The organism is Acidobacteriota bacterium (genome assembly GCA_009861545.1).
Taxonomy (GTDB): domain Bacteria; phylum Acidobacteriota; class Vicinamibacteria; order Vicinamibacterales; family UBA8438; genus WTFV01.
In genome coordinates, this window is sequence record VXME01000003.1 from 48,789 (window position 1) to 61,945 (window position 13,157).

Genomic DNA, 13,157 nt, shown 5'->3' on the forward strand with positions numbered 1-13,157 from the left:
GCCGCGGCCGCGCGCCGGGGGTGTGCAGCGGCCAGAAGGCCGCGCTTCGAGGCGGCACGGGTCTGCGGGTCGCGGAGGATGCATGCTGGGAGTCCTGACCGCTCGTCGGGCTGGTTGCCAACGCTGCGGGCCGGCAGGTTCGGTCCGTGGGTCGGAGGAGACAGGATGGAGAAGCAGCGAGTAGTGAATTCCCTGGGTGTAGGACCAGTTGCCGGCTCCCTGGCTGTTGCGGTGGCGGCCGGCCTTGTCCTGGCAGCGGGCGGCACGGCCGGTGCGGCGCCGCAGAGCGCCCGGAGCGGCGATCCGGGGGACGTGACCTGCCGGATCGAGCAGGCGCCGATGCGCGACGGCGTCGAGCTGGCGACCGAAGTGTACCTGCCGCCGGGCGAAGGACCGTTTCCGGTGATCCTGCAGCGGACTCCCTACAACCGCCGCTCGCCCAGTCCCGGCAGCGACTGCGACGCAGCCGTCGGCCGCTACTTCGCCGCGCGCGGCTACGCCTTGCTGAACCAGGACACGCGCGGACGCTACCGCTCGGGGGGCGAGTTCGACGCCATGCGCCAGGAGCCGCCCGACGGCTACGACGCGGTCGAATGGGCCGCGGCCCAGCCGTGGTCCAACGGCAAGGTGGGGATGATCGGCGGCTCCTACGTCGGTCTCACGCAGTGGCAGGCAGCCGGCGAGACCCCGCCGCACCTGGTGGCCATCGCGCCGCACTACAGCTCGTCCGACTACCACAAGGGCTGGACCTACCAGGGCGGCGCGTTCGACCTCTGGTTCGCGCAGAGCTGGACGGCGCAGACGCTGGCCCCGGATACCCTGCAGCGCCGGCTGGAAGCGGCCGGCATGCCGCTGGAGCAGGTGGTGCAGGAGGTCGAGGCGTTCGTGGCGGAGGGCCGCGAGAACCTGCTCGACGACTGGCTCTGGCAGTTGCCCCTGAAGGACTTCGCCGGGTTCCGTCGCAACGGCAACCTCGCCGCCTACTACGACGAGTGGCTCGCCCGGCCGGACTACGACGATTACTGGGCGTTGCTGGACGTCGAGGCGAAGTACCCGAGTATCACGGTGCCCGCGCTCATCACCGGCGGCTGGTACGACATCTTTCAGGAGGGCACGATCCGCAACTTCATGGGGATGCGGGAGGAGGGCGGATCCGACGCCGCGCGCACCGGCACGCAACTCGTCATTCGGGCGCTCTGTCACGCCTGTCCGGCTGACACCACGGCGGGCGAGATCGACTTCGGCCCCGACAACGTCCTGGACCTGAACGCAGCCTGGGCGCGCTGGTTCGACTATTGGCTGAAGGGCATCGCCAACGGCGTCGCCGACGATCCGGCGGTGCGGCTGTTCGTGATGACCCCGCCGGACCAGGGGACGGCGGGCGGCGGCTTCTGGATCGAGGCGGACGAGTTCCCGCTGCCAGACGCGGTCGAGACGCGTTTCTACCTGCGGAGCGGCGGCCACGCTAACTCGGCGGCCGGTGACGGCGTGCTCAGCACCGACGGTCCGGGTGGGGAGCCGGACGCCTACGTCTACGACCCGCGCGAGCCGGTGCCCACCGTGGGCGGCAACATGTGCTGCCGCAACGACCTGCTGGCCTCCGGCGCGTTCGACCAGCGTGGGGTGGAGCGGCGCGGCGACGTGCTCGTCTACACCACCGAGCCGCTGGAGGAGGATCTGACGGTGATCGGCCCGGTGCAGGTGGAGCTGTGGGCGGCCTCGTCGGCCCGCGACACCGACTTCACCGCCAAGCTCGTGGACGTGCACCTCGACGGTTACGCGCACAACGTCTCCGAGGGCATCGTCCGCGGCCGGTTCCGCAACTCCGACTACCTGGAGTCGTGGCTCACGCCGGGCGCCGTGCACGACTACACGATAGACATGGGCTATACGGCCACCGTGTTCCGCAAGGGGCACCGGATCCGGCTGGAGATCAGCTCGTCGAACTTCCCGCACTTCGATCGCAACCTGAACACCGCGACCGTCTTCGGGGAGGGCGCCGAGCCGCAGCCTGCCACGCAGCGGGTGCTGCACGACGATCTGCACCCGTCGCAACTCGTGTTGCAGGTGGCGCCGGATGTCCGCGTGCCGTAGGCGCACCGTGCTGCTCGCCGCGCTCTGGTTCCTCGCGGGAGGCGAGAGCGCGGCGCAGCCGCAACCGATTGTCGAGCGTGTCGATGTCGCCCGCGTGATCATCGACGTGCGCGTCGTCGACGACGACGGCCGGCCGATCCGGGGGCTGGAACCGGACGATTTCGAGGTACGGATCGACGACGAGCCGGTCCGCGTCGAATCGGCGTTCTGGGTCGGAGATGATCCGGGGAACGACGCGAGCGACGGCGCGCTGGCGAGGGAGAACCTCCGTTCAACGGAGATCGCCGGCTTTCTCGAACCGGCGGACCGCGGCCAGTTGATCGTCTTCGTCGTGCAGAAGAGCTTGGTGCACAGCCGGGCGCTGGGACTCCTGCGCGTCATGATGTTCAGCGATCGGCTGCTGGCGGGGATCACGCCCGCGGATCGGGTTGCCGTCGTGTCGTTCGACTCCCACCTGAAGATCTGGGTCGACTTCACCGACGATCTCGACCGCGTCGAGACGGTGCTGGCCGAAGAAATCATGTTCGGCCGGCCGCCCGTCCTGGAGCCGGATGGCGAGCCGTCGCTGCTGGCGAGGCTCAGCCAGGACGAGGGGCGGCGGACCTGGGAGATCCAGGAAGCCATGCAACTGTTGGGCGAAGCCCTCGAGCCGCTGCCCGGCGCCAAGTCGGTCGTCCTGATCGGCTACGGCTTCGGGGACCTCCGGGTCGTGCTGGGGATGGTGGGGTCGAGGCTCGACGACCGCTACGACGAGGCGCGGGCGGCGCTGGAGGCGGCACGCGCCTCGGTCTTCACGCTCGACGTCACGCAGGCCGACTATCACACCTTCGAGCACGGGCTGCAGATGGTGGCGGAAGACACGGGCGGGTTCTTCGTACGCACCTACCAGAGACCGCCGCGGCGCGCGCTCGAGCGGGTAGCCAACGCCATCGCCGGCCGCTACGTGCTGTTCACGGAACGGCCGGACGTCGAGCCGGGCGAGTACCCCATCGAGGTCGATGTGGCCGACGTCGATGGGACGGTACTGGCCCGCAGCACCTACGTCGCGCGGTAGGAGCGCGGCACGGTCACTTCGTCGCTGCTGCTCGGCTCGACGAGACTCTCTGGCCAGGACAAATCGCTTGCGGCTCCGATTGCCGCCCATCCGGGCGGGACCAGAGTCTGGTCGTTCTACGGCGCAGACTTCTACCGCGCCGCTTCCGCCGCCGCGGCGTCCTCGGCGCGCGAGCCGGTCAGCATGTTGAACAGCCCGTAGTTCCCCTCGTGACAGGCGTACTCGAACACCGGGCCCGCGGAACGCGCCATCGGCAGCGACCCGCTCCAGGGGCGCGTCCACGTGTTCGGATCGGTCACCGTGAACTCGTAGCCGAGCGTGTCGGGTCCGACGCGCGTGAAGCGCTCGATGACGTGCAGCTCCTCGCTCAGGTTCGCGTTGAAGTTGCGAATGAAGGCGTGGCGGTTGAAGTGCGTCGTCTCGACCACGAGCGTGTCGCCCTCCCAGTGGCCGCGCGAGTCGCCCGCGAACTGCCGGATGGCCGGGTCGATGTGCGGGCGTCCGTCGAGAAGGATGAAGCGCACGTCGTGGATGTGCTCCTGCAGAATCGCCACGAAATCAGGGTTCTGCACGATCTGGTAGTGGTTGTTGTAGGCGGTGGGGAACGACGGGATGCCCCGGTACCACAGGCAGCGGTCGCCGCCGTCCAACTGCGTGTAGGTGTCGGTGGGCAGCCGCCCGCCGCGCACGTCGGCCAGCCGCGCCGCCTCGTCCGACGCCAGCCATGCAGCGACCTCCGGGGTCGGTTCCGGCAGCCGGCCGTTCGGCGGGTCGGTGACGATCGACGTGCGCCGGGTCGGCAGTACCGTCGTGCCGCGCTCCATCCAGAAGTTGTTGTAGGAGCCGGGGGCGCCGTCGACGCCGCGGTCGACGTTGCCGTTCGGGTCGGCCGCGGTGCGGAGCGCGGGCCGGGCGGCCAGATCGGCGTTGCGGTCCGCCGCTTCCTGCTCGATGCGCGCTGCCTCTTCCTCGGTCAGGAATTCCTGGTCGGCGAGCGACGCCGGCCGCTGGAAGGGGGTCAGCGTGGAGTTGTTCCATATGCCCTGCAGGTCGGGATCGCCCCAGGGCGTCCGCGGGGACCCTGTGTCCGACTGCGCGGCGGTCAGGCCGGGGGCCAGCGCCACACACGCGATCACGGCGAGTATCACGGCCAGGCAGCGGTTGCTCATCGGATCCTCCTTCGGTCTTCACGAATCTTGACACAGGACGGGCGCGGGCGTGCCCCCGGCGTCGTCGACGGCTGCGGGGCCGGGTCGTAGCATCGGCTCGACCGCGGTCGTGGTACCGTCGTGTCCTCGGGCCGCAGCAGCCGCGCCGCATGATCGTGGCCGTGGCGCCGCGTGGTAAGGTCCCCGCCATGGGCTGCTGCGAGGCGACCAATCCGAACCTGCTGGGGGCGGTTACCCGGTCGGGACGGAAGTCGGAGCCCGCGGGGGAGCACTGGCCCGCGCCGGGCGCCGCCTGGGACCGCCGCACCACGCTCAAGAGCCTGGCGGGCGCCGCCGGCGTCATCGCCGTCAGCGGCTGCGCCCGGGAGCTCGACGACGGGATGACCGGCGTCCGCCTCGCCTTCTGCGGCCAGCTTCTGTGCGTCGTCCCGTATGAAGTCTCGCGAGTGCGGGGGCACTTCGCCGAGCAGGGGCTGGCCGTCGAGTTGGTCTACACCCGCGGCGGCAACGCGGCGATGCAGGCGCTGGTGGGCGGCGCGGTCGATTATGCGGGCACCTCGTTCGACGTCGCGCTGCAGGCGTCCGCCAACGGGGCGCCGATCCGCCGCGTGGCGTCCACCGGGCGGTTGCCGCTGTTCGCGCTGGCAACGGCTCCGGCGCAGGCGGGCGTCATCGACTCGGTGGCGGCGCTCGAAGGCCGGACGGTCGGGATTTCCGCCCTGGGGAACGCCGATCACGCCCTGCTGCTGTATCTGCTGGATCAGGCCGGCGCCGATGTAAACGCCGTGCAGTTCGCGGCCATCGGCACGAACGTGTTCGACGCCCTGCGAATCGGTCAGGTCGCCGCCGCAATGCTGCAGGAGCCGGCGTTGTCGCTGATCGTCGAGGCGGGCGGGCGCGAGCTGGTCAACTTCATGGAAATAGACGAGGCGCGGCGTCATCTCGGCGGTCCCTATGCGTTCATGGGGGTCTCGGTGCGGGCGGCCGAGCGCGACGGACGTCGGCCCGAGATACGCAGGCTGGCCGCCGGCCTCGCCGCGGGCCTGGTCGATACGCGGACCCTGCCGCCGGCCGAAGTTGTCGCCGCGCTGCCGGAGGCGCTCGTCGCGGGCGGGGACATCGACCGCCTCGAGAGAGTCATCGAGCGCTACCGCCAGTCGCTGTACCCCGAGCGCGTCGACGTGGACATCGAGGCGGCTGCGCGGGTGATGCGCGCCCAGGAGGTCGCGGGCCTGCTCGAGCCGGGACAGGTGGATCTGGATACCCTGCTCGACGCCGGCGCGCTCGCCGGATAGGTGCGCACGCGGACGACCATGCTGCGGGTCAAGGGGCTGGCGGTCGGTTTCGGCGGCGAGCCGGTGCTCGACGGCATCGACCTCGACGTGGCGGCGGGGGAGTTCGCCACCCTCATCGGTCCCTCCGGCTCCGGCAAGACGAGCATCCTGCGGGTCGTGACCGGTCTGCTGGAGCCGTCGCGCGGCACCGTCGATCTCGACGTCGGGGTGCGCGACGTCGGCTTCCTGTTCCAGGACGACGCGCTGCTGCCGTGGCGCACGGCACGGCAGAACGTGGCGCTGGGGCTGCGCATCCGGGAGGTCGCGCCGGACGCGGCCGACGAGCAGGCCGAGCACTGGCTGCAAGTGCTGGGGCTGGCCGGCTACGGCGACCGCTATCCGGGACAGCTCTCCGGCGGCCAGCGCAAGCGGGTGGCCATCGCCCAGGTGCTGGCGCTGCGGCCCCGGCTGCTGCTGATGGACGAGCCGTTCGCGGCTCTGGACGCCATCGTCCGGACGCGCATCACGCAAGAGCTCCTGGAGTGGGTCGAACGCGAGCGGCTCACCGTGCTGCTCGTGACCCACGACCTCGAAGAGGCGATCAGCGCTTCCGACGTCGTGCACGTGCTGGGGCAGGGGCCGCGCGCCGCGATCCGCGCCACTCACCGCGTCGGGATTCCGCGGCCGCGGCGCGTGCTCGAAGCGCGGGGGCACCCGGCCTTCGGTCCACTCCTGCGGCGGCTGTGGGACGAGCTGGCCGCGGAACGGTCGCAGGCACGGTCCAAGGAGGCGGTCACCCCATGAAGGGCGGGTGCCGGTCTCCAATAGTGGGCTGTCATGCAGCCGACTTCCCGTCGGCCGACGCCAACCCTGCGGCTGCCGGGGAACGGGGCGGCGGTACGGACAGGTTCGTGCAGGACATTCCGGCAGTGGTGGATCCACGCCGTCGCGCTGCCGAGCGGCAGGTGACGTCATGAAGCGCTGGCACGCGTCTCCGCCCGTGCGCCGCAGCGTGGCGCTGCTGCTCCTGCTGGCCGTGTGGGAGACGGCGTCCCGTGGCGGCGCGCTGGACCCGTTCTATGCGCCCCCGCCGTCGGCCGTCGCGGAAGTCATGTTCACCCTGGCCGCCGGCGGCGACCTGTGGCCGCACCTGGGAGCGACGGCAACCGCCGCGTTCGCCGGCCTGCTCGTCGGCCTCGTGCTCGGTATCGCGCTCGGCTTCGCCGCCGCGCTGGCGCCGCCCGTCGCCGACCTGCTCGAGCCGGTGATGATCCTGCTCAACGCCATCCCCCGCGTCATCCTGGCGCCGCTGTTCGTCATCTGGCTCGGCATCGGCCTCGCCTCGAAGCTGGCGCTCGCCACCATCCTCGTCGCCGTGCTCATCTTCTTCGCGGTCTACAACGGCGTCCGAGAGGTGGACCGGCGGCTGGTGGAGCGAGTCCGCACGCTGGGCGGCGGACGCCGGACCCTGGTGCGCGAGGTGTACGTCCCGTCGGTCACGAGCTGGGTGATGGGCAGCTTCAAGGTCGCCGTCGGGTTCGCATTCACCGGCGCCGTGGTGGGCGAGTTCGTCGCGTCCAGCCGCGGGCTGGGCTACCTGCTGCAGTTCGCGCAGAGCACCTACAACGCCGCGCTGACCATCGCCCTGATTGTCATCATCATGGGGATCGTCCTGCTGCTGTTCGCCTGCGCCGAACGGATCGAGCGGCGCCTGCTGCGCTGGCGCTATCTGTGAGGAGGAGAGTCGCAATGATCCGTCCGACGCCACGCCAGCCGGGTCAGGTGCGGCCGTACCGCGGGTTGTTGGGGAACTGGTGGCTCCTCGTCCCCGCGCTGGTCTTCGGCGCGTGGCGGGCGGCCGGCGCGCAGCACGGCACCGAAGACGTGGGCACGGGCGACGTGACGCTCTTCTTTCTGGCCCTGGCCGCCATCCTGGTGGCCGCGAAGGTCGGGGGCGAGCTGATCGAGCGATTGAACCAGCCCGCCGTGCTCGGCGAGCTCGTCGTCGGGATCATCCTGGGCAACCTCGCGCTGGCCGGCATCGGGGTCTTCGAGCCGCTGCAGACCGCCCCGTTCCTGCCCATCGCGGCCGAGATCGGCGTGGTCCTTCTGCTGTTCCAGGTGGGGCTGGAGAGCGAGCTCGACGAGCTGCTGGCGGTGGGCGCCTCGGCCGTCGCGGTGGCGGTGCTGGGCGTGGTCGCGCCGGTCGCGCTCGGCTACGCGCTGTCGTCCGTCTTCCTGCCGGGCGGCGCGGCGTGGTACGTGCATCTCTTTCTGGGGGCCACGCTGGCGGCGACGAGCGTCGGGCTGACCGCCCGCGTGCTCAAGGACATCGGCAGGCTGGATGCGCCCGAGTCGAACCTCATCCTGGGCGCCGCGGTGGTGGACGACATCCTGGGCCTGATCGTGCTGGCGATCGTCCTCGGACTGGTGCACGCGGCCGATGCCGGGGGCGCGATCGAGATTTCCGCGGGGCCGATCCTGCTGATCGTCCTCAAGGCGGTCGGCTTCCTGGGCGGGTCGGTCATCGTCGGCCGGCTGCTTTTCGTCCCGCTCATGCGGCTCGTCCGCCTGGCCCGCTCGCCGTCCGTGCCGGTGGTCCTCGCCGTCGCCTATTGCTTCCTGATGGCGGCGCTGGCCGAGCTGGTCGGCCTGGCCGACATCGTGGGCGCGTTCACCGCGGGACTGGTGGTCAACGACGAGATCGGCAGGTTCTTCGGCGAGAAGAAGGAGCTGTACCGGATCGACGCCTCCATCACGCCGGTCAGCACGATCTTCGTGCCGGTGTTCTTCGTCTACATGGGCCTGCGCGTGGACCTGGCCGCTTTCGCTTCGCTGGAGGTCATCGTCTTCGCCGTCCTGTTGAGCATCGTGGCGATCGCGAGCAAGCAGGTCTGCGCGCTGGGCGTCTTCCAGCGGGGCCTCAACCGCTGGGTCGTCGGCATCGGCATGATTCCGCGCGGCGAGGTCGGCCTCATCTTCGCCAGCATCGGCCACACGGTCCTGGTTGCCGGAACGCCGGTTCTCGGTGACGCGACGTTTTCTGCGATCATCGCCATGGTCATGTTGACGACGCTGGTGACGCCGCCGCTGCTGAAGGCCGCGTTCCTGAAGTCGTCCGGGAGTCAGGCCCCCATCGAAGTGGGTCGAGGAGGGTAGTCGTGTCCGCAGAACGGGTGCTTGCTCGCGTGCTCGTCGTCGGTCTCGCCGCCGTCTTCGCGGCAATAGTGGGAGGCGCCGGAAACGCAACCGCTCAGGTCGCGCCGAGCGAGGCCCCGGTAGCGAAGGTGATCCCGGAGCGGCTCGAGGCGCACGGGCATACGCGAATCGACAACTACTACTGGCTCAACCAGCGCGAGAACCCGGACGTCGTCGCGTACCTCGAGGTCGAGAATGCCTACACCGACGCCCGGATGGCGCACACCGAGGAGTTGCAGAAAGAGCTCTTCGACGAGATCAAGGGGCGCATCAGGCAGACCGATCTCTCGGTGCCGGTGAAGGACGGCGATTACTTCTACTACAGCCGGGTCGAGGAAGGCCGCGACTATCCCATCTACGCGCGCAAGCATGGGTCGCTGGACGCCGACGAAGAGGTGATTCTCGACGTCAACGCGCTGGCCGAGGGGCACGATTTCTACAACGCGTTTCCCAACGTCAGCTCGGACGGCAGCCTCATGGCCTATGCCGAGGACACGCGCGGACGGCGCATCTACACCATCCGAATCAAGGACCTGGCGACCGGCCGGTCGTATCCCGAGGCGATCGAGGGGGCGTCGGGCAACATGGCGTGGGCCGAGGACAACCGGACGCTGTTCTATGCCCGGCGCGATGCCACCACGCTGCGCGCGGATCGGATCTACCGCCACGCGGTCGGCTCCGATCCCGGACAGGACGAGCTCGTGTTTCACGAAGAGGACGAGGAGTTCAGCGTTTTCGTCCGCAAGACGAAATCGAAGCGCTACATCGTCATCTCGTCGTCGCACACCATCACCGACGAACACCGCTTCGTGGACGCCGCCGAGCCGGACGGCGACTTCCGGGTGTTCCTGCCGCGCGCCCGCGGACACGAGCACAGCATCGACCATCTCGGCGACCACTTCTACATCCGGACCAACCGGGACGGCGCCGAGAACTTCCAGTTGATGCGCACGCCGGTCGGCCGCACGGGCACGGAGCACTGGGAAACGGTGATCCCGCACCGCGGCGACGTCCTGTTGCAGTACTTCGAGCTCTTTCGGGACCACCTCGTGCTGTCCGAGCGCGAGAGCGGGCTGACCCGGCTCCGCGTGCGTCCCTGGAACGGGGAGGAGCACTACATCGCGTTCGACGAACCCGCGTACCTCGCCTACCTGTCCGCCAACCGGGAGGTCGACACGGACGTGCTGCGCTTCGGCTACACGTCGCTCTCGGCGCCGAGCGCCGTCTACGACTACGACATGACGACGCGCGAGCGGATGCTGCTGAAGGAGGACGAGGTCCTGGGTGGCTACGACCGCGTCCGGTACGTGGTGGAGCGCCTCGATGCGCCCGCGCGCGACGGAAGGGTGGAAGTGCCGGTGTCGCTGGTCTATCGGAGGGGGCTGGAGAAGGACGGGACCAATCCGCTCCTGCTGGGTGCGTACGGGGCGTACGGGTACGCCATGGATGCGACCTTCTCTTCCCCGCGCGTCAGCCTCCTCGACCGCGGGTTCGTGTACGCCATCGCCCACGTCCGCGGGGGGCAGGAGCTCGGGCGGTCCTGGTACGACGACGGGAAGATGTTCAACAAGAAGAACACCTTCACCGACTTCATCGACGTCGCCGATTTCCTGGTCGCCGGCGGCTACACGAGCCCTTCGAAGCTGTTCGCCACCGGCGGCAGCGCCGGCGGCCTGCTGATGGGCGCGGTGACCAACATGCGGCCCGAGCTCTTCCGCGGCGTCGTCGCGCACGTGCCCTTCGTCGACGTCGTCACGACCATGCTCGATACGTCGATACCGCTCACCACCTTCGAGTTCGACGAGTGGGGCAATCCCGCCGAGCGGGAGGCATACGAGTACATGCTCTCCTACTCGCCCTACGACCAGGTCGAGGCCAAGGGGTATCCGAACCTGCTCGTCACGACCGGACTGCACGATTCGCAGGTGCAGTACTGGGAGCCCGCGAAGTGGGTGGCGAAGCTGCGGGCGCTGAAGACCGACGACAACCGGCTGCTCCTGAAGACGCACATGGACGGCGGCCACGGCGGCGGCTCCGGCCGCGACCGCCGCTACGAGGAGCTTGCGTTCGAGTACGCCTTCATCCTCGACCTCGCCGGCGAGGATGTAGCGCAATGACGCCGGCTCGGGCCATCAGGGACCGGTGATGCTGGCCCCGGCCAGCCCGGCGATCGCGGCCAGCGTGGTCTGCGCCGCGTTCAGCCCGAGCCGGAAGTCGTCGTCGGTGTAGGTCACGTAGAGGTCGGTCGGCTGGTGCCAGTGGGGGTTCCAGCCGGCCCCGACGTGCATGCCGCGCTCGTTCTCGCGCAGGCTGATCGACGGCGTGATGTTCATGAACGGCATCGAGTCCGTGCTGCTCATGTGCGGTCCGACCGCCGCGGGGTAGTCGGTGGCGTAGGCGTCGTTGGCTGCCTTGAAGCGGAACGCGAGGTCCCGCGACTCGTCGGCCAGGTCCGAGCTCGACTGGAACTCGATGTTCACGTCCGCCTCGCGCCGCTGGTCGCGGCTGACCACGCCGTCCGGTCCCGGCGCCCCGTGGTCGAACAGCATCATGTCGTGCTGGATCATCCCGAGCCAGCGCGGCTCGGGGTACAGTCCGGAGCCGGGCGGATTCTCCAGTCCCTGCCGCTCGCGCCGCTGCTCGACGTAGGCGCGGCTGCCGATGAGTCCGACCTCCTCGTCGTTCCAGAGCGCGAAGCGGATCGAGACCTCCGTCTGCACGTCCGGCGCGCTGAGAATGCGCGCCAGCTCCATCACCAGGGCCGTCCCGGACGCGTCGTCGTCGGCCGCCTCGCCGAAGCCGTGCCCGTCCATGTGGGCGCCGAGGATGTACATCTCGTCGGGCCGCGTGGTTCCCACCCTGGTGCAGTACACCTGCGAGCGGTCGCCGTTGACCGGCTCCTCCAGGTTGAGCGCGCGCAGCGCCTCGTCCGGCTGCATCAGCGGGTCGCGGACCACGCCGGTGCGCACGCGGTAGCCGAAGATCGAGCTGCCGCCCGCACCGCTTCCGTTGCGCCCGATGCGCCCGCCGGTCGGCGTCGGCTCCGTGGGGTTCAGGGGCGCGGACGGTCTGCCGCGGCCCCCGCCGGTGCGCGGCGGCGGATCGTAGGTGTAGTGGAGACGCTCGGTGGGGCAGCCGGCCGCCTCCAGCCAGGCCTCGATCCAGTCGACGGCGTCGCGGTTGCGCTGCGTCCCCTGCCGCCGGTCCCCGAACTGCGTGAGGCCCTTGATGACGGCCTTGTAGCGCTCCAGATCGAGACGGCCGACCAGCTCGGCGATGGGATTGGCCGTGTCGTCGTTGCCGTCCGGTTGTTGGCCGGAGACCACGGCACCCGGACCCGATCCGATCACCAACGCCAGAACGACAGCCAGCCCTGCTGCAAAAGCGCGCATCGGTCTCTCCTTGATCCCATTCCCGCTCCGAGACGACATCGTCGCCATTGTACGTCTCCGAGCCGTTCCGCTACCCGCCGTGCTCCTGCCCGCGATTCTCCTCGACGGGGATCGGGAGACGGTTCTGCCGCGACGGCCCGCGAGTCCGTCCGACTTGACCGGCCGTCGGGCGGGCTACCATAGTGTCCGCATGAAGATCACCGCCACCGCGGCGAGCCTGAGGGAGCGCCTGAACGAGTACCTCGGACACGTGAAGGCGGGCAGTGAGGTCGTGGTGACCGAGCACGGTCTGCCGGTCGCCCGGCTCACGGCCATCGAGACGGCCGGCCGGCCGGCGAACCCTTCCGGGCCATCGATACCTGCGGCCGGCGCCGAGAGCCTGTTTCTGGAACCCGCCGAGCAGGGCACGAGCCGCCGGGATCGACTTGCGCGGGCCGGATCGCTGAAGCTCGGGCGCGGTTCCGCGCGGCCGGGGTTGCTCACCCCTCCCTCGGGCGAACCGTTCGGGGCGCGAATACTCGCGGCGCTGCTCGCCGACCGCATGGGAGGCCGATGATGTTCTGGGACAGCTCCGCGGTCGTCCCGCTCATCGCGCCGAGCCCGCAATCGACGACGCTGACGGACCACCTTGCGGCCGACCGGGGGCTGACCGTCTGGCGGGGCACGGCGGTCGAATGCGCCGCCGCTCTCTATCGCTCCCATCGGGAGGAGTCGATCGGGCAGGCCGCGCTCGACGCGGCGCTTCTCCGTCTTCATGCGTTCACGGAAGACGCCGACACGGTGGCGCCCGGGGAGTTCGTTCGCCGCCGGGCGAGCGAACTGGTGGCGACCCACCGCCTGCGGGCGGCCGACGCGTTCCAGCTCGCCGCGGCGCTCGCGTGGTGCGAGGGGCATCCGCGGGGCGAGCGCTTTCTGTCCCTCGATGACCGGTTGCGCGACGCGGCACGGCGCGAGGGGTTTACCGTGCTGCCCTGAT

Annotated in this window: 11 protein-coding genes; 9 read left to right on the forward strand and 2 right to left on the reverse strand. The window is 70.0% G+C overall.

Features of this window, described 5'->3' with window-relative positions; all coding sequences use genetic code 11:
- Positions 1–78 precede the first annotated feature (78 nt).
- Positions 79–2,094: a CocE/NonD family hydrolase gene (locus F4X11_00390; protein MYN63484.1), complete on the forward strand. Its 2,016-nt coding sequence runs from the start codon at positions 79–81 to the stop codon at positions 2,092–2,094.
- Positions 2,078–3,148 carry a VWA domain-containing protein gene (locus F4X11_00395; protein ID MYN63485.1) on the forward strand — a complete coding sequence of 357 codons (1,071 nt, stop codon included), beginning with the start codon at positions 2,078–2,080 and terminating at the stop codon, positions 3,146–3,148. The genes F4X11_00390 and F4X11_00395 overlap by 17 nt, the downstream gene beginning before the upstream one ends.
- Positions 3,149–3,279: 131 nt before the next feature.
- Here F4X11_00395 and F4X11_00400 read toward each other — a convergent pair whose 3' ends face one another.
- Positions 3,280–4,317: a hypothetical protein gene (locus F4X11_00400; protein MYN63486.1), complete on the reverse strand. Its 1,038-nt coding sequence runs from the start codon at positions 4,315–4,317 to the stop codon at positions 3,280–3,282.
- A 188-nt stretch (positions 4,318–4,505) separates the two neighbouring features.
- On the opposite strand from F4X11_00400, the gene F4X11_00405 reads away from it, so the two are divergent.
- The 5 genes from F4X11_00405 (at position 4,506) to F4X11_00425 (ending at position 10,906) form a co-directional block, all read left to right on the forward strand.
- Entirely contained in the window at positions 4,506–5,612 is a 1,107-nt protein-coding gene (locus F4X11_00405; protein ID MYN63487.1) for an ABC transporter substrate-binding protein, read from the forward strand.
- A gap of 18 nt (positions 5,613–5,630) precedes the next feature.
- Positions 5,631–6,395 (forward strand): ABC transporter ATP-binding protein, encoded by a 765-nt coding sequence (locus F4X11_00410; protein ID MYN63488.1) that lies wholly within the window; start codon positions 5,631–5,633, stop codon positions 6,393–6,395.
- 196 nt (positions 6,396–6,591) lie between these two features.
- Complete coding sequence (locus F4X11_00415; protein ID MYN63489.1) at positions 6,592–7,326, forward strand: ABC transporter permease; 735 nt, start codon at positions 6,592–6,594, stop codon at positions 7,324–7,326.
- 14 nt (positions 7,327–7,340) lie between these two features.
- Positions 7,341–8,750 carry a cation:proton antiporter gene (locus tag F4X11_00420; protein MYN63490.1) on the forward strand — a complete coding sequence of 470 codons (1,410 nt, stop codon included), beginning with the start codon at positions 7,341–7,343 and terminating at the stop codon, positions 8,748–8,750.
- 2 nt (positions 8,751–8,752) lie between these two features.
- Complete coding sequence (locus F4X11_00425) at positions 8,753–10,906, forward strand: S9 family peptidase (GenBank protein ID MYN63491.1); 2,154 nt, start codon at positions 8,753–8,755, stop codon at positions 10,904–10,906.
- 15 nt (positions 10,907–10,921) lie between these two features.
- On the opposite strand, the gene F4X11_00430 is transcribed toward F4X11_00425, so the two are convergent.
- Positions 10,922–12,181: a Zn-dependent exopeptidase M28 gene (locus F4X11_00430; protein MYN63492.1), complete on the reverse strand. Its 1,260-nt coding sequence runs from the start codon at positions 12,179–12,181 to the stop codon at positions 10,922–10,924.
- Here F4X11_00430 and F4X11_00435 point away from each other — a divergent pair.
- A complete protein-coding gene (locus F4X11_00435; GenBank protein MYN63493.1) occupies positions 12,066–12,737 on the forward strand; it encodes a type II toxin-antitoxin system prevent-host-death family antitoxin in 672 nt (223 codons plus the stop codon). The genes F4X11_00430 and F4X11_00435 overlap by 116 nt on opposite strands.
- Complete coding sequence (locus F4X11_00440; GenBank protein MYN63494.1) at positions 12,734–13,156, forward strand: type II toxin-antitoxin system VapC family toxin; 423 nt, start codon at positions 12,734–12,736, stop codon at positions 13,154–13,156. Before F4X11_00435 ends, F4X11_00440 begins: the two co-directional genes overlap by 4 nt.
- Position 13,157: the final 1 nt, after the last annotated feature.

Bases quoted from the DNA above. Each gene is read 5' to 3' on its own strand.
- F4X11_00420 (MYN63490.1), top strand. From the start codon at position 7,341: ATGATCCGTCCGACGCCACGCCAGCCGGGTCAGGTGCGGCCGTACCGC.
- F4X11_00390 (MYN63484.1), top strand. From the start codon at position 79: ATGCATGCTGGGAGTCCTGACCGCTCGTCGGGCTGGTTGCCAACGCTG.
- F4X11_00400 (MYN63486.1), bottom strand. From the start codon at position 4,317: ATGAGCAACCGCTGCCTGGCCGTGATACTCGCCGTGATCGCGTGTGTG.
- F4X11_00410 (MYN63488.1), top strand. From the start codon at position 5,631: ATGCTGCGGGTCAAGGGGCTGGCGGTCGGTTTCGGCGGCGAGCCGGTG.
- F4X11_00435 (MYN63493.1), top strand. From the start codon at position 12,066: ATGGGATTGGCCGTGTCGTCGTTGCCGTCCGGTTGTTGGCCGGAGACC.
- F4X11_00395 (MYN63485.1), top strand. From the start codon at position 2,078: ATGTCCGCGTGCCGTAGGCGCACCGTGCTGCTCGCCGCGCTCTGGTTC.
- F4X11_00440 (MYN63494.1), top strand. From the start codon at position 12,734: ATGATGTTCTGGGACAGCTCCGCGGTCGTCCCGCTCATCGCGCCGAGC.
- F4X11_00405 (MYN63487.1), top strand. From the start codon at position 4,506: ATGGGCTGCTGCGAGGCGACCAATCCGAACCTGCTGGGGGCGGTTACC.
- F4X11_00430 (MYN63492.1), bottom strand. From the start codon at position 12,181: ATGCGCGCTTTTGCAGCAGGGCTGGCTGTCGTTCTGGCGTTGGTGATC.